A 25771-nucleotide genomic window follows, 5' to 3' on the forward strand; every position below is an offset into this window, starting at 1 on the left:
ATCGATCATCGCGACACCCAGAACCCCCGGCCTATGCCGGGGGTTTTTTCATGCGTTCCGATGCGATGTCAGTTGTCGGTGTCGGCCGCCCTTGCCCGCCCGCCGTCAGCTGGCACTCTCCTGCCGGTCACGCGGGTGGTGCGCCTGACACCCCGGTTGAGGGCCCCCCCGGGGCGGCAGCCGAATGCGACGGACAGGGCAAGCGTTCGGCGCCAGACGGTTTCCGTGATCTGCAGGTCATCCAGCCCACGATCACCCCCGCATGGCGAAAGCAGGCAGGGAGAAGATCGCCCCAGCACAGACCTTCGAAGCCCAAGAACCCCATCCCACGGGTGCGCATCCGGCGATCTGCAACGCTGCAATCCGATACAAGCATCAGGCCATGGGCCTGCTTATTCAGTATTTCTTGAGGGTGTTGTGCTGCCAAGATCGCAAAGCATCACAATGCTTTTTGTCTTGGCTCCGGCGGTAGGGATCGAACCTACGACCAATTGATTAACAGTCAACTGCTCTACCGCTGAGCTACGCCGGAACACGAGGCGGGATATAGCAACCTGTTCCGGGGGCGTCCAGAGCCGTTTGGCGCTTTTTCGTCAGGCAGCCGAAAAAACCGTATCGAGGGATAATTCATCCGTGAAATCAACGGCTCCGACCTGTGCCAAGGCGATCAAATGGGCCAGGACGTTGCGCGTCGCCGCCGGCAGCAGCCCGGGCGGCAGCGTGTAGATGCGCGCCGCCAGCCCTGCGGCGGAATCGGGCGACTGGCGCAGGGCGGCCAGAATCTGCGCCGTGCGCGCGCGGCGGTGGCGGGCCAGATCGGCCAGGCGGGGCAGCGGGGCCTCGATCGCGGGGCCGTGGGCGGGCAGCAGGCGGCGGGGGGCCAGTGCGGCCAGCCGGTCCAGCGTGCGGAAATAGTCGCCCAGATCCCCGTCCGGCGGCGAGATCAGCGTGGAGGACCAGCCCATCACCACATCGCCGCACAAGATCATGTCGCCCGATTGAAAGGACAGATGGCCCGCCGCATGGCCGGGCGTGTGCAGCGCGGTCAGCGACCAGTCCGCGCCCGACACCACCTCGCCATCGCGCAGCAGGCGGTCGGGGGCGAAATCGTGGTCCAACCCCTCGCCCCCGCCCAGTCCCGTTGCGGCCAACCGCGTCATCAGGGCCGAGCGCCCTGCCCCGGCATCGCCGAAGGCCAGGACCGGCGCGCCGGTCAGCCGCGACAGGCGCGCGGCACCCCCGCTGTGGTCGCGATGGGCGTGGGTCACCAGGATATGGCTGATGCGGCCCCGACCGGCGCGGGCCACGGCCTCCTGATGGGCGGGCAGGTCGGGGCCGGGGTCGATGACCGCGACGCTGTCCGTGCCTATCAGCCAAGTCGTGGTGCCCGGCCCGGTCAGGTCCGAGGGGTTGGGCGCCAGAATCGGCAGCGGCTCTTTCGCGGGCGTGCTCATGGCGCTAGCCTAGCGCGGCAAGCCGGAGGCCGCCATGACCAACCCCGCAGACCCCACCACCCTGCGCAAGCTGATCCCGCGCGGGCTGTATGCGCGGGCGGCGCTGATCCTGTTCCTGCCGGTGGTGGTGGTCACGCTGGTGGTCAGCGTGATGTTCCTGCAGCGCCATTTCGAGGGCGTGACCCGGCAGATGACCGCCAGCATGTCACATGAGGTGGCCTTTGTCGCCCGGCTGATCGACAGCGCCGGCGGCCCCGAGGCCGCACGCCGCGCGGGCGTGTCGGTCGCCCGGCCGCTGGAGCTGGAGCTGACATTGCCCGCGGCTCCGGCGGATGGGGACCGCAGGCTGCGCTATGACTTCTCGGGGCGGATCGTGACGCAGGTGCTGCGCGAGGCGCTGCCGCAGATCGTCTCGGTCGATCTGGCCACGGATGACAAGCGCGTGGTCGTGGCGCTGGACGGGCCGCAGGGGCCCTATGCGCTGAGCTTCGACCGACGCCGGGTCAGCGCGTCGAACCCGCATCAGCTGCTGGTGCTGATGGTGCTGACATCGCTGTTGATGACGGGGATCGCCACGATCTTTCTGCGCAACCAGCTGCGCCCGATCCGCAGGCTGGCGCATGCGGCCGAGGAATATGGCAAGGGGCGGATCGTGCCCTATCGCCCCTCGGGCGCGGTCGAGATCCGCATTGCGGGCACGGCCTTCCTGGACATGCGCAACCGGCTGGAGCGTCAGAACGACCAACGCAAGCTGATGATGTCCGGGATCAGCCACGACCTACGCACGCCCCTGACGCGGCTGCGGTTGGGGCTGTCGATGGTGGGGCCGGACATGCCTCCCGAACCGGGCGACATCTGCGCGATGGAGGCCGACATCGCCGAGATGAACCGCATGGTGGACGGGTTTCTGGACTATGCCCGCGACGATGCGGGCGACAGCCCCGCCCAGAAGGTGGCAGCGGCGGGGTTCCTGGAGACGCTGGTGGCCGATGCGCAGCGCGCCGGACAGCAGGCGCAGCTGGTCCAGTTCGAGGGCGACCGCGACGGGCTGGCGACGTTCCGCCCCGACATGCTGCGCCGCGCGCTGGAGAACCTGATCGGCAATGCCGTCCGCTATGGCAACCGCGCCGAGATGGACGCGGCCCTGGGCCCGCGCAGCCTGCGCATCGGCATCGAGGATGACGGCCCCGGCATCCCCGAGGACAGCCTGGACGCGGCGATGCGGCCCTTTACCCGGCTGGACACGTCGCGGCGCAGGAACAGCGGCCAGGGCGCGGGGCTGGGCCTGGCCATCGCGGCGGACGTGGCGCGGGCGCATGGTGGGCAGCTGCGCCTGGGTCGCGGTCCCCGTCTGGGGGGGCTGCGCGCCGAGATCGTGATCCCCCGTTGACGCCATAATAGGCAGCATTCTTGCTGTCATATTGAACGCGCCGGGCGACGGCCCTAGATTGATGCGGTGCAGAGGCCGCGCGTCGCCATGACGGGGCCGCGGCTTCGGGCAGAAAGGACATACCATGACGGAATTCTCCACCCAGACCTATCCGGTGCTGCCGCTGCGGGACATCGTCGTTTTCCCGCACATGATCGTGCCCCTGTTCGTGGGCCGCGAGAAATCGGTGCGCGCGCTGGAAGCGGTGATGGAACAGGACAGCCCGATCCTTCTGGCCGCCCAGAGGGATGCCGCGGTCGATGAGCCGACCGAGGAAGGCATCTATCGCACCGGAGTGCTGGCCAATGTGCTGCAGCTGCTCAAGCTGCCCGACGGCACCGTCAAGGTTCTGGTCGAGGGCCGAGAGCGTGTGGAAATCACCGATTTCGTGCCCCATGACGACCATTTCATGGCCGAGGCCCGCATCCTGGACGAGACGGATGGCGACGAGGCGACGCTGACCGCGCTGGTCCGCACCGTCACCGAGGAGTTCGAGCGTTACGTCAAGGTCCGCAAGAACATCCCCGACGAGGTCGTGACCGCCGTGTCCGAGACGACCGATCCCGGCAAGCTGGCCGATCTGGTCGCGGGCCATATGGGCATCGATCTGGACCGCAAGCAGGACCTGCTGGACACGCTGGAGATCGCCGCGCGTCTGGAGAAGATCTATGGCCACATGCAGGGCGAGATGTCGGTCCTGCAGGTCGAGAAGAAGATCAAGTCGCGCGTCAAGACCCAGATGGAGAAGACGCAGCGCGAATACTATCTGAACGAGCAGATGAAGGCGATCCAGAAGGAGCTGGGCGACGGCGAGGACGGCCAGAACGAGCTGACCGAGCTGGAGCAGAAGATCGCCGCGACCAAGTTCAGCAAGGAGGCCCGAGACAAGGCCGACAGCGAGCTGAAGAAGCTGAAGTCGATGTCGCCCATGTCGGCCGAGGCGACCGTCAGCCGCAACTATCTGGATTGGCTGCTGTCGCTGCCCTGGGGCGTGAAATCGCGCACCCGCAAGGATCTGGGCCGCGCCGAGGCGATTCTGGACGCGGACCACTATGGCCTGGACAAGGTCAAGGAGCGCATCGTCGAGTATCTGGCCGTGCAGGCCCGCAGCACCAAGCTGAAGGGTCCGATCCTGACGCTGGTCGGCCCTCCGGGCGTGGGCAAGACCTCGTTGGGGCGGTCGATCGCCAAGGCGACGGGACGCGAGTTCATTCGCATCAGCCTGGGCGGCGTGCGCGACGAGTCCGAGATCCGGGGCCACCGCCGGACCTATATCGGCTCGATGCCCGGCAAGATCATCCAGGCGCTGAAAAAGGCTAAGACGACCAACCCGCTGATCCTGCTGGATGAGATCGACAAGATGGGCCAGGATTTCCGGGGCGATCCGGCATCCGCCATGCTGGAGGTGCTGGACCCGGAACAGAACGCGACCTTTGTCGACCACTATCTGGAGGTGGAATACGATCTGTCTAACGTGATGTTCGTCACCACGGCCAACAGCTACAACATGCCGGGCCCGCTTTTGGACCGGATGGAGATCATCAGTCTGTCGGGCTATACCGAGGATGAAAAGCGCGAGATTGCCAGGGGCCACCTGCTGTCCAAGCAGATCGCTGCCAACGGTCTGCGCAAGGGAGAGTTCAGCGTCTCGGACGAGGCACTGACCCACATGATCCGGTATTACACCCGCGAGGCCGGTGTCCGGTCGCTGGAGCGTGAGATCGCCAAGCTGTCCCGCAAGGCCGTGACCGAGATCCTCAAGGGCAAGGTGACCTCGGTCGAGGTGACGCCTGAGAAGGTCGAGGAATATCTGGGCGTGCGCCGCCACCGCTATGGCCTGGCCGAAAAGGAGGACCAGGTGGGCGTCGTGACGGGTCTGGCCTGGACCTCGGTCGGGGGCGACCTGCTGCAGATCGAGGCTTTGCGCCTGCCTGGCAAGGGCCGGATGAAGACGACTGGCAAGCTGGGCGACGTGATGAAGGAATCGATCGACGCGGCAAACAGCTTCGTCCGGTCGGTCGCGCCCGAGATCGGGGTCAGGCCCCCGGAATTCGACAAGCGCGACATCCACGTCCACGTCCCCGAGGGCGCGACCCCCAAGGACGGGCCGTCGGCGGGCATCGCGATGGTGACATCCGTCGTGTCGGTGATGACCAACATCCCGGTCCGCAAGGATATCGCCATGACCGGCGAGGTGACGCTGCGCGGCAACGTGCTGGCCATCGGCGGGCTCAAGGAAAAGCTGCTGGCGGCGCTGCGCGGGGGCATCAAGACCGTGCTGATCCCGCAGGACAATGAAAAGGATCTGGTCGAGATCCCGGACAACGTCAAACAGGGCCTGACCATCATCCCGGTCAGCAATGTCCGCGAGGTCCTGCGCCACGCCCTGGTGCGCCAGCCCAAGGCGATCGAGTGGGACGAGGCCGCCGAGGAGGCCGCCGAGGCCGCCCGCCTGGCCGGTCAGCGCGGCACCGACGGACAGGGCAGCACTGTCGCCCATTGATGCAGGACTGTGGGGCCGGGATCACTCCCCGGCCCTGCGGCCGTCATGACGGTTGACGCAAGGTCAGACGCGGTTAGGCTGGACGACATCGCCTTGATCTGGGGGCTCAGCCATGCCGTCCGAGACCGTCGGAACCGATAGTCCACCCGCCCTGCCCGAACCTCATGCCGCGCTGGTGGTGAACAAACGCGACTTCATCGACCGCGTGGTCGCCGCCACCGGGGCCCGGCGCAGCGATGCCCGCCCGATCATCGAGGCGACGCTGGCGCAATTGGGCATGGTGCTGTCCTCGGGGCAGACGCTGGCGGTGCCGCCTTTGGGGCGCGCGCGAATCAACCTGGAACGCGATGCGCGCGGCGGCGACGTGATCACCCTGCGCCTGCGCCGCAGGCCCGGCCCCGACGAAAAGAGCTGAGGGAAACGGTTTTCGCCCTCTTGCAACCGGGCGCGGGCGGCGGTATGAGCCTGCGCAGCGGGTGATTAGCTCAGTGGTAGAGCGCTTCGTTCACATCGAAGATGTCAGGGGTTCAAATCCCTTATCACCCACCATTCCCCCCTCCGGTTTGCGCTTTCAGCCCCGCCGCCTTATATCGCGCAGCGACACCGTCAGACCGGATACCCCATGCCCGACCCGATCGCCCTTGCCGCGCGCCTGTCCGTCGCGCCGATGATGGACTGGACCGACCGCAACTGTCGGCGGTTCCATCGCCTGATGTCGCGCCGCGCGCTGCTGTATACCGAGATGGTGACAGCCCCCGCGATCATCCATGGCGACCGACCGCGCCTGCTGGATTACGACGCGGCCGAGCATCCGCTGGCCCTGCAGCTGGGCGGATCGGACCCGGGCGAGTTGGGTCAGGCGACCCGCATCGCCGCCGCCTGGGGCTATGACGAGATCAACCTGAATTGCGGCTGTCCCAGTGACCGGGTGCAGTCGGGGGCCTTCGGCGCGATCCTGATGACCATGCCGGACCGTGTCGCGGCCTGCCTGCGCGCGATGCAGGATGCCAGCCCCGTCCCCGTGACGGTCAAGTGCCGCATCGGCGTCGACGATCAGCAGGCCGACCGGGTCCTGCCCGAATTCCTGGCGATGCTGCAGGATACGGGCATCCGCCGCGTGACCATACACGCCCGCAAGGCCTGGCTGAAAGGCCTCAGCCCCAAGGAGAACCGCGAGATCCCGCCGCTGGACTATCCGCTGGTGCATGCGATGAAGGCGCAGTTCCCCGACCTGCACCTGTCCATCAATGGCGGCATCGCAACGCTGGATCAGGCGCGCGACCAGCTGGCCGTGATGGATGGGGCGATGGTGGGACGGGCGGCCTATCACGAACCTTGGAACATCTTGGGCGCAGCGGATGCGCTGTGGGGCGACGCCCCGCCCTTTGCGACCCCCGTCGATGTCGCGCTGGCGATGCGGCCAATGATCGTCGCGCATCTGGCGGAGGGCGGGCGTCTGCACCAGTTCACGCGGCACATGCTGGGCCTGTTCCACGGCCTGCCCGGCGCCCGCGCGTGGAAGCGCAGCCTGTCGGAGGGCGTCTCAAAGGGCGGCATCGAGGTCTATGATGAGGCCTTGGCGCAGGTGACGCAGGCGGCCTAGCCCGCCCGTTCCGCGGCCTTGGCGGCGTCCCACAGCCGGTCCATCTCGGCCAGGTCGCTGTCCTCGGGGCGGCGGCCTTCGGCGGCCAACGCCGCCTCGATCGACGCGAACCGCCGCGTGAACTTGGCATTGGCGCGGCGCAGCGCCAGCTCGGGGTCGATCTTGAGGTGCCGCGCCAGGTTCGCCATGACGAACAGCAGATCGCCGAACTCCTCCTCCATCGCCTCGGGGCCCAGGGTGTCGCGCGCCTCGACCAGCTCGGCGGTCTCCTCGGCGATCTTGGCCAGCACATCGCCGGGACCGGGCCAGTCGAACCCCACCCGCGCCGCGCGGTTCTGCAGCTTGACCGCGCGTGTCAGCGCCGGCAGGCCCATCGCCACGCCGTCCAGCGTGCCGCGTTCCGCCTTGCCGGCGCGTTCGACGGCCTTGATCGCCTCCCAATCCGCGACCTGCTGTTCGGCGGTCTTGTCGCGCGATTCGTCGCCAAAGACATGCGGATGGCGAAAGATCAGCTTGTCGCTGATGGCCGCGGCGCAATCGGCGAAATCGAACATCCCGGCCTCGCGCGCGATCTGCGCCTGAAACACCACCTGCAGCAGCAGATCGCCCAGCTCTCCGGGCAGCTCGTCCCAGGCTTCGCGCTGGATCGCGTCCTCGACTTCATGGGCCTCCTCGATGGTATAGGGGGCGATGGTGGCGAATGTCTGCTCGACATCCCAGGGGCAGCCCGTGTCGGGGTCGCGCAGGGCGGCCATGATGCCCAGCAGGCGGGTCATTTCGGCTGCGGGGTCGCGGGGGTCGGCCATTGCAATTCCCTTCGTCAGGCGGATGATGCCGTCTTCGACTGCCACAGCGAAAGGCCCAAGTCCACATGCCCGTCCTGAACCGCATCGCCGATTTCGCCGATCAGATGACCGAATGGCGCCGCCACCTGCACCAGCACCCCGAACTGGGCTTTGACTGCCATCAGACGGCGGCCTTCGTCGCGGACCGGCTGCGCGACTTCGGCGTGGACGAGATCCACGAGGGGATCGGTCGCACCGGCATCGTGGGCATCATCCGCGGGCGTGGCGAGGGCCCGACCATCGGGCTGCGCGCCGACATGGACGCCCTACCCATGACCGAGGTGACCGGCGCGCCCTGGGCCTCGACCGTGCCGGGGCGGATGCATGCCTGCGGCCATGACGGGCACACAACCATGCTGCTGGGGGCGGCCAGATACCTGGCCGAGACGCGCAATTTCGCGGGCCGCGTCGCGCTGATCTTTCAGCCCGCCGAGGAAAACGGCGGCGGCGGCGACGCGATGGTGCAGGACGGCATGATGGAGCGGTTCGACATCGCCCGCGTCTTTGCCATGCACAACAACCCGGGCCAGGCGGAGGGCAGCTTTCAGACCACGCCCGGCCCGATCATGGCCGCCGTCGACACGTTCGAGATCCACGTCCAGGGCCGCGGCGGGCATGGCGCGATGCCGCATCTGACCGCCGATCCGATCGTGGCCGCCGTGGCCATCGTCGGCGCGATCCAGACGATCAGCAGCCGCAACCACCACACCGCCGACGACCTGGCCCTGTCGGTCACCCAGATCCATACAGGCAGCGCCGACAACATCGTGCCGGACACGGCCTATATCTGCGGGACGGTGCGGACATTCGCGCAGCATGTGCGTGACATGGTGCGCCGCCGGATGACGCAGATCTGCGACGGCCAGGGCGCGGCCTATGACGTCGCCGTGCGGCTGGAGTATCAGCAGGGCTATCCGGCCACGGTGAACGACCCCGACCAGACCGCCTTTGCCATCAGCGTCGCCCAGGAGATCGCGGGCACGGGCGGCGTCCACCCCGATGCGGGCCGCGAGATGGGCGCCGAGGATTTCAGCTATATGCTGAACGCGCGGCCCGGCTGCTATCTGTTCCTGGGTCAGGGCGACAGCGCGGGCGTCCATCACCCCGCCTATGATTTCAACGACGCCATCGCCCCCGTCGGCGCCAGCTTCTTCGCCCGCCTGGTCGAGCGTGCACAACCTGCGTCCCTTTGATCACGAAGCCGTTGCCCGCCCTTGCCCCGAGGGGCCACGGCGCTTTCTTGCCAAGGGCGGGCGGCGCAGCTAGGTTGCGCGCCAATCCTGACGCGGCCCCGGTCGCGCCCCCAGACCGAAAGGACGATTGATGTTCGTGACCCCCGCCTATGCCCAGGCCGCCGGTGGCGCCGGCGCCGGAGCCGCCTTCGCGCAGTTCATCCCGCTGATCCTGATCTTCGCGATCATGTATTTCCTGATGATCCGCCCGCAGCAAAAGCGCCTCAAGGCCCATCGCGCCATGGTCGAGGCCGTCAAGAAGGGCGATCAGGTCATCACCCAGGGCGGCATCATGGGCAAGGTCACCAGCGTCGGCGAGGACCAGCTGGAGGTCGAGATCGCCCAGGGCGTGCGCGTCCGCGTGATCCGCTCGACCCTGGCGCAGGTGGTCAACAAGACCGAACCCATCGCTGCCAACAGCTGATAAAAGGCCCACGCCCCATGCTTCAGATCGACCGATGGAAGCGCGTCCTGATTTTCGGGATCTGCCTTCTGGGCCTGCTCTACGCGCTGCCCAATGCCTTCTACGCCCGTGTCGAGGCGCATAACGATGCCGTGGCCCGGATCGAGGCCACCGGCGTCGAGACGCCCGAACTGATCGCGGCGCGAGACGGCTGGCCGTCGTGGATGCCGTCCAATCTGGTCAATCTGGGGCTGGACCTGCGCGGCGGGGCCCACCTGCTGGGCGAGGTTCAGGTCGCCCAGGTCTACAAGTCGCGCATGGACGCGCTGTGGCCCGAACTGCGTGGCGCCCTGGCCGCCGAACGCGACACCATCGGCGCGGTCCGCCGCGTCCAGTCGCCCGACGGCACCCTGTCCATCGAGATCGGCAACCCCGACCAGATGGCCCGCGCCACCGAGATCGTGCGCGGATTCTCGACCCCCGTCACCACGCTGACCGGCGCGGGCCAGCAGTCGCTGGCCATCAGCGTTCAGGGGGCGACCCTGACCGTGCAGCTGTCGGATGCCGAGAAATCCGTGACCGACGACCGCACGATCCAGCAATCGCTGGAGATCGTGCGCCGCCGCGTCGATGAGGTCGGCACCCGCGAACCCACCATCATGCGCCAGGGCGAGGATCGCATCCTGATCCAGGTGCCCGGCATCGGTTCTGCCGCCGAACTCAAGGCGCTGATCGGCACGACCGCGCAGCTGACCTTCAACCCGGTCCTGGGCACCACCGCCGATCCGCAGGCCCAGCCCGGCGCGGGCCAGATCATCGCGCCCGCGATCGACCAGCCGAACCTGTTCTATATCCTGGAACAAAGCCCCGTCGTCACCGGCGAGGATCTGGTCGACGCCATGCCCGGCAGCGACGAGAACGGCCAGCCTTCGGTCAATTTCCGCTTCAACCCCACGGGCGCGCGCGCCTTCGGACAATATACCTCGGCCAATATCGGCCAGCCCTTTGCCATCGTGCTGGACAACGAGGTCATCTCGGCCCCGGTCATCCGCTCGGCCATCACCGGCGGTTCGGGGCAGATCTCGGGGTCGATGAATTTCGAGGAGGCCAACCAGCTGTCCATCCTGCTGCGCGCGGGCGCCCTGCCCGCCGAGCTGGAATTCCTGGAGGAACGCACCGTCGGTCCCGAACTGGGACAGGACAGCATCGACGCGGGCAAGGTCGCGGCGGGCGTGGGTTTCATCGCGGTCATCGCGCTGATGATCCTGTCCTATGGCCGGTTCGGCCTGTTCGCGACGGTGGCGCTGGCCTTCAACATGATCCTGCTGTTTGCGGTCCTGTCGCTGATCGGGGCCACGCTGACCCTGCCCGGCATTGCGGGCATCGTGCTGACCATCGGCATGGCGGTCGATGCCAACGTGCTGGTCTTCGAGCGCATCCGCGAGGAATTGCGCAGCGCCCGCGGCCCCGCCCGCGCGATCGAGCTGGGCTATGAGAAGGCAATGTCGGCCATCGTGGATGCCAACATCACGACGCTGATCGTGGCGGGCATCCTGTTCGTCCTGGGCTCTGGCCCGGTCAAGGGGTTCGCGGTGACGCTGACCATCGGGATCGTGACCTCGGTCTTTACCGCGCTGTTCGTCACCCGCCTGATCACCATCATGTGGTTCGAGCGCGCGCGCCCCAAGCAGATCGAGGTGTGACATGGGTTTCCGTCTGAAACTGGTCCCCGACCAGACCAATATCGACTTCTTCCGCTGGCAGTTCGTAACCTTCGGCCTGTCCTCGTTCCTCATGCTGGCCTCGGTCGTCGTGCTGTTCGTGAACGGGCTGAACTTCGGCATCGACTTTCGCGGCGGCACCACGATCCGCACGGAATCGTCCCAGTCCGTGGACGTGGCGGCCTATCGCGCAGCGCTGACGGGACTGGATCTGGGCGACGTGGCCATCACCGAGGTGTTCGACCCCGGTTTCCGTGCCGATCAGAACGTGGCCCAGGTGCGCATCAGCGCCCAGGACGGCGCCGAAGCCGTGACGCCCCAGACCATCGCCACCGTCGAGGAGGCGCTGCGCCAGATCGACCCCAACATGACCTTCCCCTCCGTGGAATCGGTCGGGCCTAAGGTGTCGGGGGAACTGGTCAAGACCGCGATCTATTCGGTGCTGGCCTCGCTGGCGGCGATCTCGATCTATATCTGGCTGCGGTTCGAATGGCAGTTCGCCATCGGGGCGATCGTGTCGCTGTTCCATGACGTGCTGATCACCATGGGCATCTTTGCGCTGTTCCAGATCCGCTTTGATCTGACGACCATCGCGGCGCTGCTGACCATCGTCGGCTATTCGATCAACGACACGGTGGTGGTGTTCGACCGCCTGCGCGAGAACCTGGTCAAGTACAAGACCCGGGCGCTGCGCGAGGTGATGAACCTCTCCGTGAACGAGACCATGTCGCGGACCGTGATGACCTCGGGCACCACGCTCCTGGCGCTGATCGCGCTTCTGGTGCTGGGTGGCGACGTGATCCGGGGCTTTGTCTTCGCGATCACCTTCGGCATCCTGATCGGCACCTATTCGTCGATCTATATGGCCAATAACTTCGTGCTGTGGCTGGGCGTGCGCCGCGATTGGGGACCGTCGGACCCCAAGGACCCCAAGGCCCCGCGCAAGAACGTCTCGCCCTTCGAGGGCGCCGAGGAGGTCTGATGCCGCAGCTGATCCCAACCGATTTCTCGGGCCAGAACGCGGTGGACAGCTATGGCCCAGGCTTCTTCCGCATCGGCGGCAAGGTCAGCCACGGCCCCCAGGTGGTCGAGGGCGACCGCGTCACCCCCTGGGGCGGGTTGTCGGACGACGCGCCCCTGCGCGCGCTGGCGGGCCGGGTGGATGTGCTGTTTCTGGGCATGGGCGAACAGGTCGCCCTTGCCCCCCAGGATCTGATCGCGGCCCTGTCGTCCCTGGGCCTGCGGGTCGAGACGATGACCACGCCCACGGCCGCGCGCACCTATAACGTGACCCTCTCCGAGGGTCGCCGCGTCGCCTGCGCTCTGCTGCCCGTGTGAGCCTGCTCTCCGTCCACGACCTGGCCGTCGCGCGCGGCGGTCTGCGGACGGTCGAGGGCGTGACCTTTGCCCTTAAGGCCGGGCAGGCGCTGATCCTGCGCGGCCCGAACGGCCTGGGCAAGACCACGCTGCTGCGCACCGTCGCGGGCCTGCAGGCCCGCGTCGCGGGCCGGATCGAGATGCCCGATGATGCCGTCGCCTATGCCGCCCATGCCGACGGGTTGAAACCCGCCCTGACCGCGTCCGAGAACCTGGCCTTTTGGGCGCGGGTCTTCGGCGGCGACGGCGTCGATCGGGCGCTGGCGGCGATGGATCTGGCGCCGCTGGCCCATCGCCCGGCGGCGGCGCTGTCGGCGGGGCAGAAACGCCGTCTGGGGCTGGCGCGGCTGATGGTGACGGGCCGCCCGCTCTGGGTGCTGGACGAGCCGACTGTGTCGCTGGACGCGGCCTCGGTCGCGCGCTTTGCGCAGATGCTGTCGGGTCACATGGCGCAGGGGGGCGCGGCGCTGATCGCCACGCATATCGACCTGGGCCTGCCCCAGGCCCGTGTCTTGGACCTCACCCCCTATCGCGCCCGTCCCGGCACGCGGGCCACGCGCCCCTCGGGCTTCAACGAGGCCTTCGCGTGATCGCGCTGCTGCTCCGCGATCTGCGGCTAGCCACGCGGGCGGGCGGGGGCTTTGGCCTAGGCGTCGCGTTCTTTCTGATCCTGTCGGCGCTGGTGCCCTTTGGCGTCGGCCCCGACCGCGCTACGCTGGCCCCGGTCGCGCCGGGCATCCTGTGGGTCGGCGCGCTGCTGGCGTGCCTTTTGTCGCTGGACCGCCTGTTCGCGCTGGACCACGAGGATGGCAGCCTGGACCTGCTGGCCACCGCCCCCCTGCCGCTGGAGGGGACCGTCGCCATCAAGGCGCTGGCGCATTGGATCACCACCGGCCTGCCGCTGGTGCTGGCCGCGCCGCTGTTCGGGGTGCTGCTGCAGCTGCCCGGCCAGGCGATGCCCTGGCTGGTCGTGTCGCTGGCGGTGGGCACGCCGGCGCTGTCGATGCTGGGCGCCTTCGGCGCGGCGCTGACGGTGGGCCTGCGGCGCGGCGGTTTGCTACTGTCGCTTCTGGTGCTGCCGCTGTACATCCCGACGCTGATCTTTGGCGCCGAGATCACGCGCCGCGGGGCCGAGGGTCAGGCGACCGCCACGCCGCTGCTGTTTCTGGCCGGGATCACGCTTGGCGTGCTGGCGCTGATCCCCTGGGCCGCGGCGGCGGCGCTGCGGGTCAATCTGCGGTGAGAGACGCGCCCGCCCCCTTGAGGGGCCGCGCGAAACGGGGGATAGAGGGCACATGTCGATCTGGAAATACGCGAACCCGGCCCAGTTCATGCGCACGACCGACGGGCTGTTGCCCTGGATGGTCGGCGCTGCCGCGATCTGCTGCACGGCGGGGGTGGTCTGGGGCTTTCTGACGCCCGACGATTTCCGGCAGGGATCGACGGTCAAGATCGTGTTCCTGCACGTGCCCGCCGCGATGATGGCGATCAACATCTGGGTGATGATGCTGGTCGCGTCGCTGATCTGGATCATCCGCCGCCACCATGTCAGCGCGCTTGCCGCCAAGGCCGCCGCCCCCATCGGCGCGGTGATGACGCTGATCGCGCTGGCCACCGGCGCGATCTGGGGCCAGCCGATGTGGGGCACCTGGTGGGAATGGGACCCGCGGCTGACCTCGTTCCTGATCCTGTTTTTGTTCTATGTCGGCTATATCGCGCTGTGGTCGGCGGTCGAGGACCCCGACAGCGCCGCCGACCTGACCGGCGTTCTGTGCCTGGTGGGGTCGGTCTTTGCGCTGTTGTCGCGCTATGCGGTGTTGTTCTGGAACCAGGGCCTGCATCAGGGCGCCAGCCTGTCGGTGCAGTCCGGCGAACGGATGAGCCATGTCTATCGCTATCCGCTGTATCTGGCGATGCTGGGCTTCTTCATGCTGTTCCTGGCGCTGCTCTTGATCCGCACCCGAACCGAAATCCGCAGGCGCCGCCTTGCCGCCCTGCAAGCGAGAGAAATGCGTGCATGATCGATCTGGGACGATACGCCGCGACCGTGCTGATGGCTTACGGCGTCAGCATCGCGCTGATCGTGGGGCTGGTCTGGCAGACCGTCGCCGCCAACGCCCGCGCCCGCCGCGCCCTGGAGGAGCATGACCGCGATGGCTAGGATCTCTCCGCTGATGGCGCTGCCGCCGGTGATCTTTGCCGCGCTGGCGGGGATGTTCCTCTGGGGCATGAACCGTGACGATCCGGGCGCCGTGCCCTCGGCCATGGTGGGCCGCGAGGCGCCGCCCATCCCCGACACCACCCTGCCCGGCAAGACCCCCCTGACCGACGAGATGCTGCGCCAGCCCGGCGTCAAGCTGGTGAATTTCTGGGCCAGCTGGTGCCCTCCCTGCCGGTTGGAGCATCCGACCCTGATGGCGCTGTCCGAACAGCTGCCCGTCTATGGCGTCGATCTGCGCGACATCGACCAGAACGCGCTGGCCTTCCTTGAGGCCGACGGCGATCCCTTTGCGGCCATCGCCACCGATCCGCGCGGCCGCACCGCGATCGATTGGGGCGTGACCGCCCCGCCCGAGACCTTCATCCTGGATGGCGAGGGGCGCGTCCTTTACCGCCATGCCGGGCCGCTGGTCGATGCCGATTACACCCATCGCTTCCTGCCCCAGCTGGAGCGCGCGCTGGAGGCTCAGGACTAGCCGCGCTTGCGTCACGCCCCCTGCCGCGCCATGCTGCCCCGAATGGTATGCACAAGACGGAAGGGATGGCAGATGACACGGACCGGACTGGCACTGGCCTTGCTGATGAGCGGCGCGACCTGGGCGGGGGCCCAGCAGGCGACCGATGCGATCGCGCCCGAAGGGGCGTCGGGCGATCAGGTGGCGACAGACGGCTTTGGCGATCTGACCGATGCGGCCCGCGCCGGGCTGACCGCCAAGGCCGAGGGTCGCGCCGTCACCGGCAGCGACTGGATGGTCAGCGCGGCCCATCCGCTGGCGGTGCAGGCCGGGGCGCGGGTGCTGGAACAGGGCGGCAGCGCGGCTGACGCGATGGTCGCGGTCCAGACCGTCCTGGGGCTGGTCGAGCCGCAAAGCTCGGGCCTGGGGGGCGGTGCGTTCCTGGTCTGGTACGACGCCGCGACAGGCGCGGTGACCACCCTGGACGGGCGAGAGACCGCCCCCATGGCCGCCACCCCCACCCTGTTCCAGAACGACGCCGGAGAGCCGCTGTCCTTCATGGACGCCGTCGTGGGCGGCCTGTCGGTCGGCACCCCCGGCACGCCCCGCCTGCTGGAGATCGCGCATCGCAAATGGGGCCGCGCCAATTGGGCGGGCCTGTTCGACGACGCCATCGCCCTGGCCGAGGACGGGTTCACCGTGTCCCCGCGCCTGGCCACCCTGGTCGCAGATGAGGGCGATGCGCTGGCGCGTTTCCCCGACACGACCGCCTATTTCTTTCCCGACGACCAGCCCGTGGCCCCGGGCAGCACCCTGACCAACCCCGCCTATGCCGACACGCTGCGGGCGCTGGCGCAAGACGGGGCCGATGCCTTCTACAGCGGTCCCATCGCGGAGCAGATCGTCGCCGCCGTGCGCGGGGCGGAGGGCAATCCCGGCCTGCTGAGCGCCGCCGACCTGGCCGCCTATCGGGTGATCGAACGTCCGGCGGTCTGCGTCGAATACCGCGACCACGATGTCTGCGGGATGGGGCCGCCCTCGTCCGGGGGGCTGACGGTGGGGCAGATCCTGGGCATGCTGGCCGGCTATGACCTGGCCGAAATGGGCGCCGACAGCGCGGAGGCCTGGCGGCTGATCGGGGATGCCTCGCGGCTGGCCTTTGCCGACCGGGGGCGATTCATGGCCGATGTCGATTTCGTGCCGATGCCGACCGAGGGGCTGGTCGATCCGGCCTATCTGTCCGAACGGGCCGCGCTGCTGGCCGGCGATGACAGCCTGCCCGAGGTCACGGCGGGTCAGCCGGGCTGGAGCCATGCGGCGCTGTGGGGTCAGGACAGCGCGCTGGAGCTGCCCTCGACCACGCATATCTCGATCGTGGACGGCGACGGCAACGCGCTGTCGATGACCACCACCATCGAGAATGGGTTCGGCTCGCGCGTGATGGCGGCGGGCTTCCTGCTGAACAACGAGCTGACCGATTTCAGCTTTGAGACCCATGACGCGGATGGCTGGCCCATCGCCAATGCCATCGCACCGGGCAAGCGGCCGCGGTCGTCGATGGCGCCGACCATCGTGCTGCGCGACGGCGCGCCCGCGATGGTCATCGGCTCGCCCGGCGGCAGCCGCATCATCGGCTATGTCGCCCGCGCCATCGTCGCGCATCTGGACTGGGGCATGGATATCCAGGCGGCCATCGCGGCCCCGAACCTGGTCAACCGCTTTGGCCCGATGGACATCGAGGCGGGCCTGCCCGCAGCCCTGACCGACGGTCTGACCCAGATGGGGTTCGAGTTGAACGAGACCGCGCTGACATCGGGCCTGCAGGGCATCGTGATCACGCCCGACGGGCTGGAGGGCGGCGCCGATCCCCGCCGCGAGGGCATCGCCATCGGCGGCTGACGCGCGGGTTCAGCGCGGAAAGGGCCTGCTGAACCCGCCCGCCCGCGCATGGCCGAACCGCCAGGGCAGGTCCTGCGCCCGGCTGATGCCGATGCGCGGGCCGACCAGAAGATCGGCCACCGGGTCGGACAGCACGATCCTCAGGCGCGGCCCGTCCAGGGGCGCGCCGTCATCCTCGGGGCGGACCGCCAGCGCCTGCGTCAGCCGCCCCGGCCCGTTGCACAGCATCGCGCTGCCCCGCCGCGCCTGCATCGCGGCCAGGCCGCGGTCCGGGACCAGCGCGCGGATCAGCACCGCCGCGCCCCCGCCCGCCGTCACGTTCAGGCACAGGTGGATCCCGTAGGAGCGATAGACATAGGCCCGCGCCGCAGGCCCGAACATGGCCGCATTCCGCGCCGTCGGCCCGCGAAAGCTGTGCGAGGCGGGGTCGTCCTGGGCATAGGCCTCGGTCTCGACGATCAGGCCGCCCGCGTCCTCCACGTCCAGCCGCGCCCCGATCAGCCGCCGCGCCAGCGCGACCACGTCCAGCCCCGCGATCGCCTGCGCCAGCCCGGTCATGCGCGGCACGCGGGGTTGGAGGAAGGACGTGTGGGCATGGCGGGCCTTTGGGCTGCTGCGGTTGGGGGCATCGTGCCGCCCGCCCGTCGCGCGGGCAACCCCCGGGCGGTCACCGGCCAGCCATTCGCCTGACGCATGGCTGCCGCCCGCTTGGCAAAAGCGGGGGTGCCTGCGGTTTCGTCCCGCGCCCCCCTTCGCTAGGGGATGCGGCAAGAGCTGCACAAAGGATTGCCTTATGAACCCCCTGCATCAGATGGCCCAGGCCGACCGCGCGCCCCGTCCGAACCGCCGCCACGTCCTGTTGGGCGGCGCCGCCCTGGGGACCGTGGCCCTGGCCGGTTGCGGGCGCAGCGCGCTGTCGGCCGAGGGGCGCGTGGATGTGGCGATCATCGGCGGCGGCATCATGGGCGCGACCCTAGGCGCGATGCTGGGCCAGCTGCAGCCCGGCTTTCGCATGGCCATGTTCGAACGCCTGGACGCCCCCGCGCTGGAAAGCTCGGGCGTGTGGCACAATGCGGGCACCGGCCATTCCGCCCTGTGCGAGCCGAACTATACCCCGATCCGCGACGGCCGGATGGTCATCGACCAGGCCGTGCGCATCAACGAACAGTTCCAGGTGACGCGCCAGTTCCTGGCCTCGATGGTCCGCATCGGAGAGATGCGCGACCCGCGCCGGTTCCTGAATTCGGTCCCGCATATGGGCTTTGGCATGGGGACCGAGGATGTCGCCTTCCAGCAGCAGCGCCACGATCTGCTGACGCAGAACCCGCTGTTCGCGGGGATGGAGTATTCAGCCGATGCGGGCCGGATCGCGGAATGGGCCCCCTTGCTGACCCAGGGGCGCGACCCCGGCCAGCCCATTGCCGCGACCTGGCACCCGATGGGCACCGACGCGAACTGGGGCGAGGTTACGCGCCAGCTGGTCGCCTCCTATGCCGCGCAGGAGAACAGCAGCCTGTTCCTGGACACCCAGGTCGAGGATCTGTCGCGCAACGCCGACGGCTCCTGGCGGATCACCTTCCGCAACATCGGCGCTGACACCGCGCCCCGCGCCATCGACGCCGCGCATGTGTTCAACGGTGCGGGCGGCGCGGCGCTGCTGCTGCTGCAGAAAAGCGGCATCCCGCAGTCGCGCGACTATGGCGGCTTTCCGGTCGGCGGCTCGTTCCTGGTCCATGAGGACCCCGCTGTGGCCGACCGCCACCTGTCCAAGGCCTATGGCCGCGCGGCGGCGGGCAGCCCGCCCATGTCGGTGCCGCATCTGGACACGCGCTATGTCGACGGGGTGCGCAAGCTGGCCTTTGGACCCTTCGCGACATTCTCGACGAATTTCCTGATGCAGGACAGCTTTACCGGCCTGTTCCGGTCGATCAACGCGGCCAACCTGCGCCCGATGATCGACGTGGGCATCGACGATTTCGGCCTGGTGACCTATCTGGCGGGCCAGGTCATGCAGACCCAGAACGCCCGCATCGGCCAGGTGCGCGAGTATTTCCCCGACGCCCCGTCCGAGGGCTGGTCCCTGACCCAGGCCGGACAGCGCGTCCAGATCATCAAGCGCACCGAACAGGGCGGCGGCAGCCTGCAGTTCGGGACCGAGCTGGTCGCCTCGGACGATGGCAGCTTTGTGTCGCTGCTGGGGGCGTCGCCCGGTGCCTCGACCGCGCCGTCGATCATGCTGAACGCGTTGCAGACCATGTTCCCGGACCGCTTCGCCTCGGCCGCGTGGCAGTCGCGGGTGCGCGATCTGGTGCCCAGCTTTGGCACCGATCTGGCGCAAGACCCGCGGCGGCTGGCCGATGCCTGGGCCTATTCCAACGAATTGCTGGAGCTGCGCCGCCCCGAGGATCTGCGCCGCGAATTCCTGTAAAGCTTGGCCCAGATGCGGTCCCATACGGGGCCGCATCCGGTGTCAAACGGCCTTTACTGGTATGGAAGTATGGAATATACACATGCCAATGATGACGGGGATGCCATGATTCCGATCCGCTCTGCGACGACGGCCAGCCAGGTCCATGACTGGCTTTATGGCTGCGTGGTGCGCGGCGACTTGCTGCCCGGCACCCGCCTGTCCGAGACCGAGATCGCGGCCCAGGTCGGCCTGTCGCGCCAGCCCGTGCGCGAGGCCTTCATCCGCCTGGCGGCCGATGGCCTGGCCGAGGTTCGGCCCCAACGCGGCACCTATATCGGGCGCATCTCGATGCGCGCGGTGCTGTCGGCGCGCTTCATCCGCGAGGCGGTCGAGAGCGATCTGGCCCGGGCCGTCGCCGCGACACGCCCCGACCTGTCGGCCATGACGGCCGAACTGGCGGTGCAGGAGCGCGCCGATGCGGCGGGCGACGTGCCCGGCTTTATCGAATCCGATGACCGCTTTCACCGCGCCATGGCCGATGCGGCGGGCCACCCCGCCGTCTGGCAGGATCTGGAGCGGCTGAAGGCCCAGATGAACCGCCTGCGCCACCTGTCGATGCGCGTCTTTGACCGCAGCCAGACCATCGCCCAGCACCGCGCCATCCTGACGGCGCTGCAGGCGGGCGACGGCGCGGCGGCCGACACCGCGATCCGCGCGCATCTGCGCCAGATGCTGACCGAGCTGCCGCAGATGGCGGCCGCCCATCCCGATTATTTCACCGACTGAGAGGCCCCAGATGCGACAGACCTGGCGCTGGTTCGGACCAGCCGATCCCGTTTCCATCGACGACATGATGCAGGCGGGGGTGCAAGGCGTCGTGACCGCCCTGCACCACATTCCCACGGGCCAGGTCTGGTCCCCGGACCAGATCCGCGCCCGCCAGGAGTCCATCGCGGTGATGCGCGACGGCGCGCCCTCCGGGCTGGCATGGGAGGTGGTCGAGAGCCTGCCCGTCTCCGAGGCGATCAAGACCCAGACCGGCGACTGGCGCGCGCATATTGATGCCTGGGTCCAGTCGCTGCACAACCTGCATGCGGCGGGGCTGCGGGTGATCTGCTACAACTTCATGCCGGTGCTGGACTGGACGCGGACCGATCTGGCCTGGCGGCGGCCCAACGGCGCGCGCTGCATGCGGTTCGACCTGACCGATTTCGCGGCCTTTGACCTGCATATCCTGCAGCGCCCCGGTGCCGCGCGCGATTTCGACCCCGACCTGCAGGAGGCCGCCGCCCGCCGCTTTGCCCAGATGTCGGACGACCGGCGCGACCAGCTGGCGCAGAACGTGGTCTGCGGCCTGCCCGGCGCGGCGGACCGGCTGACCATGTCCGACGTGCGCGCCCTGCTGGACAGCTATGCTCCCGTGACCGACGCGGTGCTGCGCCGCCATTTCAACGACTTTCTGGAAAAGGTGGCCCCGGTCGCCCAGGATCTGGGGATGCGCCTGTGCTGTCACCCCGACGATCCGCCCTTTCCGCTGCTGGGCCTGCCCCGCGTGATGTCGACCGAGGCCGATTACGTCGAACGCATTGCCGCCGTGGACCTGCCCGCGAACGGGATCACGCTGTGCTCGGGCTCTCTGGGGGCGCGGCCGGACAACGATCTGCCGGGCATGATGCGCCGCCTTGGCGACCGGGTGCATTTCCTGCACCTGCGCAACGTGCGCCGCGACGGCGATGCCATCCCCGACAGCTTTTTCGAGGATGAGCATCTGAGCGGCCAGACCGACATGGTGGCCCTGATCGACGCCATCCTGGACGAGGAAGCCCGCCGCCGCGCAGCAGGCCGCGCCGATGCCGTCATCCCGATGCGCCCCGACCACGGCCAGGACATCCTGGACGATATCGGGCGCGGCGGTCAGCCGGGCTATCCGGCCATCGGTCGCCTGAAGGGCCTGGCCGAGCTGCGCGGGGTCGAGGCCGCCCTGGCCCGAAAGCCCCGCCCATGACCCGCATCCTGTGCATCGGCGAGGCCATGGTCGAACTGTCCGGCGCGGGCCAGCCCGACCTGTGGCGCGCGGGCATCGCGGGCGACACGCTGAACACCGCCTGGTATCTGCGCCGCCTGCTGGGCCAGGACTGGCAGGTGGGCTATCTGACGCGGGTGGGGACCGGGCCCTTCTCGGACCGCGCGGTGGGGTTCATGGCGGCCGAAGGGCTGGACGTGACCCATATCGCCCGCGACCCGGCGCGCGAGATCGGCCTCTATGCCATCACCCTGGCCGACGGGGAGCGCAGCTTCTCCTATTGGCGCGACAGTTCCGCCGCGCGGCGGCTGGCCAATGATCCGGCGGTGCTGGCCCGCGCGCTCAGGGGCTGCGCGCTGGCCTATCTGTCCGGGATCACGCTGGCGATCCTGCCGCCGGAGGGGCGCGGCCATCTGATGGATGCGCTGGCCCAGGCCCGCGCGCGCGGCACGCTGGTGGTGTTCGACCCCAACCTGCGCCCGCGCCTCTGGGCCGATGCCGACACCATGCGCGCCACGATCCAGCAGGCGGCGGCGCAATCCGACCTGGTCCTGCCCAGCTTTGATGACGAAGCCACCCATTTCGGCGATGCGGATCCTGCCGCCACGCTGGCCCGCTATCTGGCCTTGGGGGCGGGGCATGTGGTGGTCAAGAATGGCGGCGGGCCGATCTGCTGGGACGGTGCCCACGGCGCGGGCGCCATCGACGATCTGCGCCCCGAGAAGCCGGTCGACACCACCGCCGCGGGCGACAGCTTCAACGCGGGCTATCTGGCGGCCTGGCTGGCGCGGCCTGATTGCGGCGCGGCGGTGCGTGCCGGCCATGCGCTCAGCCGGCAGGTGATCCGCCATCCGGGCGCGCTGGTGCGCGCGGCGCTGCCCCCCGCGTGATGCGGGACGATCCGCGGGGGCAGCCCCCGCTGATCACAGCGCGGCGACCGTGTCCCGCGCCCCCCGTTCGACCAGCATGTGCAGCGTCCGCGACAGGTCGCGCACAAAGCCCGCATCGGCGCGCAACACCTGGGGAAACACCTGCTCCAGCGTCAGGAAGCCCTGGACGGCGCGCGCGGCATGCTCGTCCCACAACCCCGCCAAGGTGGGTGCCAGCGGGTCGCGGACATCGATCGGCCCTCCCGCCTCGTCGCGCCCCGAGGCATAGCGCATCCAGGCCGCGACCGCCAAGGTCAGGCCCGGCACCGCACGCCCCGCCGCGCGCCCTTCGGCGATGGTGCCCAAAATGCGCTGCGGCAGCTTCTGGCTGCCATCCATGGCGATCTGCCAGGTCCGGTGCCGGATCGCCGGGTTGGCAAAACGCGCCGCCAGCGCATCGGCATAGGCGCCCAGATCGACCCCCGGCGGCGGGGTCAGCGCCGGGATGATCTCATCCCGCCACAGCCGCGTCAGCAGACCGGCAAAGGCCGGGTCGGCCACCGTGTCGGCGATGGTCTGGTGCCCGGCCAGATAGCCCAGATAGGCCAGGGCAGAGTGCGTACCGTTCAGCATGCGCAGCTTCATATGCTCGAACGGGGTGACGTCGGTGACCATCTGCACGCCCACGGCGCCCAGATCGGGGCGGTCACCGCCGACAAAGCGGTCCTCGACCACCCATTGCCGAAAGGGTTCGTGCATGACCGGGGCCTCGTCGCGCTGGCCGGTCAGGGCCTCCAGCCGATCCAGATCGGCGGGGGTGGTGGCGGGCACAATGCGGTCCACCATCGTCGCGGGAAAGGCACCATGGGCCGCGATCCAGTCCGCCAGGCCCGGGTCGATCAGGCGCGCCAGGTCCAGCACGACGTCCCGCACGACGCGGCCATTCTCGGGCAGGTTGTCGCAGCACAGCACGGTGAAGGGCGCGACCCCCGCCGCCCGCCGCTGCGCCAGCGCGCGCACCAGGAACCCCGGCGCGGATTTCGGCAGCGGGTGGTCCAGATCGTGGCGGATATCGGGGTGATCCGCGTTCAGACGCCCCGTGGAGGGCTCATGGCAATAGCCCTTTTCGGTTACGGTCAGGCTGACGATGCGCACCGCCGGTGCGGCCATCGCGTCCAGCACCGCCTGCGGGTCCTCGGGGGCGACCAGCACATCGCGCAGGATGGTCACGACCTGCGGGGTCTCTCCCTCCGGTCCCAGCTCCAGCGCGGTATAGGCCCAGCCCTGCGGGGCCAGCCGGTCGCGTGTGCCGGGCGATTGCAGCGACACGCCGATGATCCCCCAATCGCCGCCCGACCGGGCCATGGCCTCGGCCACATAGACCGCGCCATGCGCGCGAAAGAACGCGCCCAGGCCCAGATGGACGATGCCCGCAGGGGCGGTGGACGGGGTGCGGTGCAACCTATCGGGCAAGCCAGCCTCCATCGACGTTGAGGATCGCGCCGTTGACGTAATCGGATGCCGGGGCGGCCAGGAAGACGGCGGTCTGGGCGATGTCCTCGGGGCGGCCCCAACGGCCTGCGGGGATGCGCTCCAGGATCGCGCGGGAGCGGTCGGGGTCGGCGCGCAGGGCCTCGGTGTTGGCGGTCTCGATATAGCCGGGAGCGATGGCGTTGACGTTCAGGCCGCGCCCCGCCCATTCGTTCGCCATCAGCTTGGTCAGGCCCGCCACGCCATGTTTCGATGCGGTATAGGACGGCACCCGGATGCCGCCCTGGAACGACAGCAGCGAGGCGATGTTGATGATCTTGCCCCGGCCCCGCGGCAGGGCCGCGCGCGCAAAGGCCTGGCAGGTAAAGAACAGCGCCTTGGCGTTCACGTCCATCACCGCGTCCCAATCACCTTCCGTGAAATCCACCGCGTCGTCGCGGCGGATGATGCCCGCGTTGTTCACCAGGATGTCGATCGGCTGATCGGCAAACACGTCGCGCGCGGCCATCGGGTCGGCGAAATCTAGGGTCAGCGACCGCCCCGCCTTGTCAGACACTTGGCCCATCAGCGCCACCGTCTGATCGCAATCGCGGCGGCCCGATGCGATGACCTCGGCCCCGGCCTGCGCCAGGGCGACCGCGATGGCCTGGCCGATGCCGGTATTCGCGCCGGTGACCAGGGCTGTGCGACCCGCAAGGGAAAAGGCGCTCACCGCAGGTCCTCCGGCTGGATGAAGTCCATGTCGGTGTAATCGACATTGTCCCCCGCCATGGCCCAGATGAAGGTGTATTCGCCGATGCCCGCGCCCGAATGGATCGACCAGGGCGGCGACAGGACGGCCTGTTCATTGGCCACGAACAGGTGGCGCGTCTCCTGCGGCTCGCCCATCAGGTGCAGGACGCGCGATTCCGGCGCCATGCCGTGATAGAGATAGGCCTCCATCCGGCGGTCATGGACGTGGCTGGGGATGGTGTTCCAGACCGAGCCCTCCTGCAGCGACGTATACCCCAGCACCAGCTGACAGCTCTCCATGACCAGCGGGTGGATGAACTGCTTGATGACGCGCTTGTTCGAGGTTGCGGTCGCGCCCATCTCGACCTTCTTGGCCTGATCGACGGTGACCAGCCGATGCGGCAGCGCGCGATGCGCGGGCGCCGAGGTGATGTAGAACCGCCCCCCGCCCGAAAACGTCACCGCCCCGGCGCCCATGCCCAGATACAGCACGTCGCCATCCGCCATGTCCCAGCCCTGGCCCGCGGCCTCGACCCGGCCCGTACCGCCGATATTAACGATGCCCATCTCGCGGCGGTCCAGAAAGCTGGTGGTTCTGGTTTCGGCGATCTGGTCCAGCACCAGCGATCCACCCGCAGGCACCGCGCCGCCCACGACAAAGCGGTCGTAATGGGTGTAGACCAGCCGGACTTCACCGTCGGCGAACAGCCCCTCGGCCAGGAAATGCTGGCGCAGCTGCGCGGTGTCCATGCCGCGGGCGTGCTGCGGGTGGATCGCGTGGCGGGTCTCGACATGAGTCATGGGATGGTCCTTTTCACAGAAAATCGTCGCGGCGGGGGGTGAAGCTGTCGATCAGCACGCCCTCCTCCAGACAGAGGCAGCCATGGACGGCGCCCGACGGGATGATGAAGGCATCACCCGGCCCGACCTCGAATGCGCGGTCGTCGATGGTGAAGCGATAGCGCCCCGATTGAACATAGGTCGACTGCACATGCGGATGGCTGTGCAGCGCGCCCTGGTCGCCCGCGCCAAAGGCAAAGCGGACCACCATCAGGTCGGGCGCATGCGCCAGCACGGTGCGGACGGGATCGGTCATGATGCGCCT

At 68.7% G+C, this 25771-nt stretch carries 26 protein-coding genes and 2 tRNA genes; 20 read left to right on the plus strand and 8 right to left on the minus strand.

Annotated elements, in window-relative coordinates; translation table 11 throughout:
- Window positions 1–457: 457 nt before the first annotated feature.
- Window positions 458–532: transfer RNA gene (locus ABS73_RS01120), tRNA-Asn, on the minus strand.
- 61 nt (window positions 533–593) lie between these two features.
- Window positions 594–1454 (minus strand): MBL fold metallo-hydrolase, encoded by an 861-nt coding sequence (locus ABS73_RS01125; protein ID WP_277022507.1) that lies wholly within the window; start codon window positions 1452–1454, stop codon window positions 594–596.
- Between the two features lie 34 nt (window positions 1455–1488).
- On the opposite strand from ABS73_RS01125, the gene ABS73_RS01130 reads away from it, so the two are divergent.
- From ABS73_RS01130 to dusA, 5 genes are all read left to right on the plus strand, one after another.
- Window positions 1489–2844 carry an ATP-binding protein gene (locus ABS73_RS01130; RefSeq protein ID WP_277022505.1) on the plus strand — a complete coding sequence of 452 codons (1356 nt, stop codon included), beginning with the start codon at window positions 1489–1491 and terminating at the stop codon, window positions 2842–2844.
- Between the two features lie 124 nt (window positions 2845–2968).
- On the plus strand, window positions 2969–5386 hold the full coding sequence (gene lon / locus ABS73_RS01135) for an endopeptidase La (protein WP_277022503.1): 2418 nt from the start codon (window positions 2969–2971) through the stop codon (window positions 5384–5386).
- Between the two features lie 112 nt (window positions 5387–5498).
- The gene (locus tag ABS73_RS01140; protein ID WP_277022501.1) at window positions 5499–5801 is read left to right on the plus strand and encodes a DNA-binding protein; all 303 of its coding nucleotides are present in this window, start codon (window positions 5499–5501) and stop codon (window positions 5799–5801) included.
- 59 nt (window positions 5802–5860) lie between these two features.
- Window positions 5861–5935: transfer RNA gene (locus ABS73_RS01145), tRNA-Val, on the plus strand.
- Window positions 5936–6008: 73 nt separating this feature from the next.
- Entirely contained in the window at window positions 6009–6989 is a 981-nt protein-coding gene (gene dusA, locus ABS73_RS01150) for a tRNA dihydrouridine(20/20a) synthase DusA (RefSeq protein WP_277022499.1), read from the plus strand.
- Here dusA and mazG read toward each other — a convergent pair.
- A complete protein-coding gene (gene mazG / locus ABS73_RS01155; protein ID WP_277022496.1) occupies window positions 6986–7795 on the minus strand; it encodes a nucleoside triphosphate pyrophosphohydrolase in 810 nt (269 codons plus the stop codon). The genes dusA and mazG overlap by 4 nt on opposite strands.
- Window positions 7796–7860: 65 nt before the next feature.
- On the opposite strand from mazG, the gene ABS73_RS01160 reads away from it, so the two are divergent.
- The 11 genes from ABS73_RS01160 to ggt all read left to right on the plus strand — a co-directional run bounded on the left by ABS73_RS01160 (window position 7861) and on the right by ggt (window position 17141).
- The gene (locus tag ABS73_RS01160) at window positions 7861–9027 is read left to right on the plus strand and encodes a M20 aminoacylase family protein (RefSeq protein WP_277022494.1); all 1167 of its coding nucleotides are present in this window, start codon (window positions 7861–7863) and stop codon (window positions 9025–9027) included.
- Window positions 9028–9157: 130 nt separating this feature from the next.
- Window positions 9158–9490 carry a preprotein translocase subunit YajC gene (gene yajC / locus ABS73_RS01165; protein ID WP_277022492.1) on the plus strand — a complete coding sequence of 111 codons (333 nt, stop codon included), beginning with the start codon at window positions 9158–9160 and terminating at the stop codon, window positions 9488–9490.
- A 17-nt stretch (window positions 9491–9507) separates the two neighbouring features.
- Window positions 9508–11172 (plus strand): protein translocase subunit SecD, encoded by a 1665-nt coding sequence (gene secD / locus ABS73_RS01170; protein ID WP_277022490.1) that lies wholly within the window; start codon window positions 9508–9510, stop codon window positions 11170–11172.
- A gap of 1 nt (window position 11173) precedes the next feature.
- Window positions 11174–12172 (plus strand): protein translocase subunit SecF, encoded by a 999-nt coding sequence (gene secF / locus ABS73_RS01175; protein ID WP_277022487.1) that lies wholly within the window; start codon window positions 11174–11176, stop codon window positions 12170–12172.
- Window positions 12172–12528 (plus strand): Mth938-like domain-containing protein, encoded by a 357-nt coding sequence (locus tag ABS73_RS01180; RefSeq protein ID WP_277022485.1) that lies wholly within the window; start codon window positions 12172–12174, stop codon window positions 12526–12528. The genes secF and ABS73_RS01180 overlap by 1 nt, the downstream gene beginning before the upstream one ends.
- Entirely contained in the window at window positions 12525–13157 is a 633-nt protein-coding gene (gene ccmA / locus ABS73_RS01185; RefSeq protein ID WP_277022482.1) for a heme ABC exporter ATP-binding protein CcmA, read from the plus strand. Before ABS73_RS01180 ends, ccmA begins: the two co-directional genes overlap by 4 nt.
- On the plus strand, window positions 13154–13810 hold the full coding sequence (gene ccmB / locus ABS73_RS01190; RefSeq protein WP_136855512.1) for a heme exporter protein CcmB: 657 nt from the start codon (window positions 13154–13156) through the stop codon (window positions 13808–13810). The genes ccmA and ccmB overlap by 4 nt, the downstream gene beginning before the upstream one ends.
- A gap of 52 nt (window positions 13811–13862) precedes the next feature.
- Window positions 13863–14588: a heme ABC transporter permease CcmC gene (ccmC, locus tag ABS73_RS01195; RefSeq protein ID WP_277022478.1), complete on the plus strand. Its 726-nt coding sequence runs from the start codon at window positions 13863–13865 to the stop codon at window positions 14586–14588.
- Complete coding sequence (ccmD, locus tag ABS73_RS01200; RefSeq protein ID WP_277022476.1) at window positions 14585–14728, plus strand: heme exporter protein CcmD; 144 nt, start codon at window positions 14585–14587, stop codon at window positions 14726–14728. The genes ccmC and ccmD overlap by 4 nt, the downstream gene beginning before the upstream one ends.
- Complete coding sequence (locus ABS73_RS01205; protein ID WP_277022475.1) at window positions 14721–15263, plus strand: DsbE family thiol:disulfide interchange protein; 543 nt, start codon at window positions 14721–14723, stop codon at window positions 15261–15263. Before ccmD ends, ABS73_RS01205 begins: the two co-directional genes overlap by 8 nt.
- 72 nt (window positions 15264–15335) lie before the next feature.
- Window positions 15336–17141 (plus strand): gamma-glutamyltransferase, encoded by a 1806-nt coding sequence (gene ggt, locus ABS73_RS01210; RefSeq protein ID WP_277022472.1) that lies wholly within the window; start codon window positions 15336–15338, stop codon window positions 17139–17141.
- A 9-nt stretch (window positions 17142–17150) separates the two neighbouring features.
- Here the strand turns inward: ggt and ABS73_RS01215 are convergent, their stop codons facing one another.
- Window positions 17151–17699: a DNA-3-methyladenine glycosylase gene (locus tag ABS73_RS01215; protein ID WP_277022678.1), complete on the minus strand. Its 549-nt coding sequence runs from the start codon at window positions 17697–17699 to the stop codon at window positions 17151–17153.
- A 235-nt stretch (window positions 17700–17934) separates the two neighbouring features.
- Here ABS73_RS01215 and mqo point away from each other — a divergent pair, with 235 nt between their 5' ends.
- The 4 genes from mqo to ABS73_RS01235 all read left to right on the plus strand — a co-directional run bounded on the left by mqo (window position 17935) and on the right by ABS73_RS01235 (window position 22464).
- Window positions 17935–19569, plus strand: coding sequence for a malate dehydrogenase (quinone) (mqo, locus tag ABS73_RS01220; RefSeq protein WP_277022470.1), 1635 nt, complete (start codon window positions 17935–17937; stop codon window positions 19567–19569).
- Between the two features lie 69 nt (window positions 19570–19638).
- Entirely contained in the window at window positions 19639–20337 is a 699-nt protein-coding gene (locus ABS73_RS01225; protein ID WP_277022467.1) for a GntR family transcriptional regulator, read from the plus strand.
- 10 nt (window positions 20338–20347) lie between these two features.
- Window positions 20348–21556: a mannonate dehydratase gene (gene uxuA, locus ABS73_RS01230; RefSeq protein ID WP_277022465.1), complete on the plus strand. Its 1209-nt coding sequence runs from the start codon at window positions 20348–20350 to the stop codon at window positions 21554–21556.
- Entirely contained in the window at window positions 21553–22464 is a 912-nt protein-coding gene (locus ABS73_RS01235) for a sugar kinase (RefSeq protein ID WP_277022463.1), read from the plus strand. Before uxuA ends, ABS73_RS01235 begins: the two co-directional genes overlap by 4 nt.
- Window positions 22465–22497: 33 nt before the next feature.
- On the opposite strand, the gene ABS73_RS01240 is transcribed toward ABS73_RS01235, so the two are convergent.
- The 4 genes from ABS73_RS01240 to ABS73_RS01255 are packed head-to-tail and all read right to left on the minus strand — an operon-like array spanning window position 22498 to window position 25762.
- Window positions 22498–23928: a mannitol dehydrogenase family protein gene (locus tag ABS73_RS01240; protein ID WP_277022461.1), complete on the minus strand. Its 1431-nt coding sequence runs from the start codon at window positions 23926–23928 to the stop codon at window positions 22498–22500.
- Complete coding sequence (gene kduD / locus ABS73_RS01245; protein WP_277022460.1) at window positions 23906–24646, minus strand: 2-dehydro-3-deoxy-D-gluconate 5-dehydrogenase KduD; 741 nt, start codon at window positions 24644–24646, stop codon at window positions 23906–23908. Before kduD ends, ABS73_RS01240 begins: the two co-directional genes overlap by 23 nt.
- Entirely contained in the window at window positions 24643–25467 is an 825-nt protein-coding gene (gene kduI, locus ABS73_RS01250) for a 5-dehydro-4-deoxy-D-glucuronate isomerase (protein ID WP_277022458.1), read from the minus strand. Before kduI ends, kduD begins: the two co-directional genes overlap by 4 nt.
- A gap of 13 nt (window positions 25468–25480) precedes the next feature.
- Window positions 25481–25762: a cupin domain-containing protein gene (locus ABS73_RS01255; protein WP_277022456.1), complete on the minus strand. Its 282-nt coding sequence runs from the start codon at window positions 25760–25762 to the stop codon at window positions 25481–25483.
- Between the last annotated feature and the right edge of the window lie 9 nt (window positions 25763–25771).

Source organism: Paracoccus sp. SCN 68-21 (assembly GCF_001724535.1).
Lineage (GTDB): Bacteria > Pseudomonadota > Alphaproteobacteria > Rhodobacterales > Rhodobacteraceae > Paracoccus > Paracoccus hibiscisoli.

Bases quoted from the DNA above. Each gene is read 5' to 3' on its own strand.
- uxuA (WP_277022465.1), top strand. From the start codon at position 20,348: ATGCGACAGACCTGGCGCTGGTTCGGACCAGCCGATCCCGTTTCCATC.
- ABS73_RS01215 (WP_277022678.1), bottom strand. From the start codon at position 17,699: ATGACCGGGCTGGCGCAGGCGATCGCGGGGCTGGACGTGGTCGCGCTG.
- ABS73_RS01140 (WP_277022501.1), top strand. From the start codon at position 5,499: ATGCCGTCCGAGACCGTCGGAACCGATAGTCCACCCGCCCTGCCCGAA.
- kduI (WP_277022458.1), bottom strand. From the start codon at position 25,467: ATGACTCATGTCGAGACCCGCCACGCGATCCACCCGCAGCACGCCCGC.
- ABS73_RS01180 (WP_277022485.1), top strand. From the start codon at position 12,172: ATGCCGCAGCTGATCCCAACCGATTTCTCGGGCCAGAACGCGGTGGAC.
- ggt (WP_277022472.1), top strand. From the start codon at position 15,336: ATGACACGGACCGGACTGGCACTGGCCTTGCTGATGAGCGGCGCGACC.
- lon (WP_277022503.1), top strand. From the start codon at position 2,969: ATGACGGAATTCTCCACCCAGACCTATCCGGTGCTGCCGCTGCGGGAC.
- ABS73_RS01240 (WP_277022461.1), bottom strand. From the start codon at position 23,928: ATGGAGGCTGGCTTGCCCGATAGGTTGCACCGCACCCCGTCCACCGCC.
- yajC (WP_277022492.1), top strand. From the start codon at position 9,158: ATGTTCGTGACCCCCGCCTATGCCCAGGCCGCCGGTGGCGCCGGCGCC.
- ABS73_RS01225 (WP_277022467.1), top strand. From the start codon at position 19,639: ATGGAATATACACATGCCAATGATGACGGGGATGCCATGATTCCGATC.
- ABS73_RS01235 (WP_277022463.1), top strand. From the start codon at position 21,553: ATGACCCGCATCCTGTGCATCGGCGAGGCCATGGTCGAACTGTCCGGC.
- dusA (WP_277022499.1), top strand. From the start codon at position 6,009: ATGCCCGACCCGATCGCCCTTGCCGCGCGCCTGTCCGTCGCGCCGATG.
- mazG (WP_277022496.1), bottom strand. From the start codon at position 7,795: ATGGCCGACCCCCGCGACCCCGCAGCCGAAATGACCCGCCTGCTGGGC.
- ABS73_RS01205 (WP_277022475.1), top strand. From the start codon at position 14,721: ATGGCTAGGATCTCTCCGCTGATGGCGCTGCCGCCGGTGATCTTTGCC.
- secD (WP_277022490.1), top strand. From the start codon at position 9,508: ATGCTTCAGATCGACCGATGGAAGCGCGTCCTGATTTTCGGGATCTGC.
- mqo (WP_277022470.1), top strand. From the start codon at position 17,935: ATGAACCCCCTGCATCAGATGGCCCAGGCCGACCGCGCGCCCCGTCCG.
- secF (WP_277022487.1), top strand. From the start codon at position 11,174: ATGGGTTTCCGTCTGAAACTGGTCCCCGACCAGACCAATATCGACTTC.
- ccmD (WP_277022476.1), top strand. From the start codon at position 14,585: ATGATCGATCTGGGACGATACGCCGCGACCGTGCTGATGGCTTACGGC.
- ABS73_RS01130 (WP_277022505.1), top strand. From the start codon at position 1,489: ATGACCAACCCCGCAGACCCCACCACCCTGCGCAAGCTGATCCCGCGC.
- ABS73_RS01125 (WP_277022507.1), bottom strand. From the start codon at position 1,454: ATGAGCACGCCCGCGAAAGAGCCGCTGCCGATTCTGGCGCCCAACCCC.
- ABS73_RS01255 (WP_277022456.1), bottom strand. From the start codon at position 25,762: ATGACCGATCCCGTCCGCACCGTGCTGGCGCATGCGCCCGACCTGATG.
- ccmC (WP_277022478.1), top strand. From the start codon at position 13,863: ATGTCGATCTGGAAATACGCGAACCCGGCCCAGTTCATGCGCACGACC.
- ABS73_RS01160 (WP_277022494.1), top strand. From the start codon at position 7,861: ATGCCCGTCCTGAACCGCATCGCCGATTTCGCCGATCAGATGACCGAA.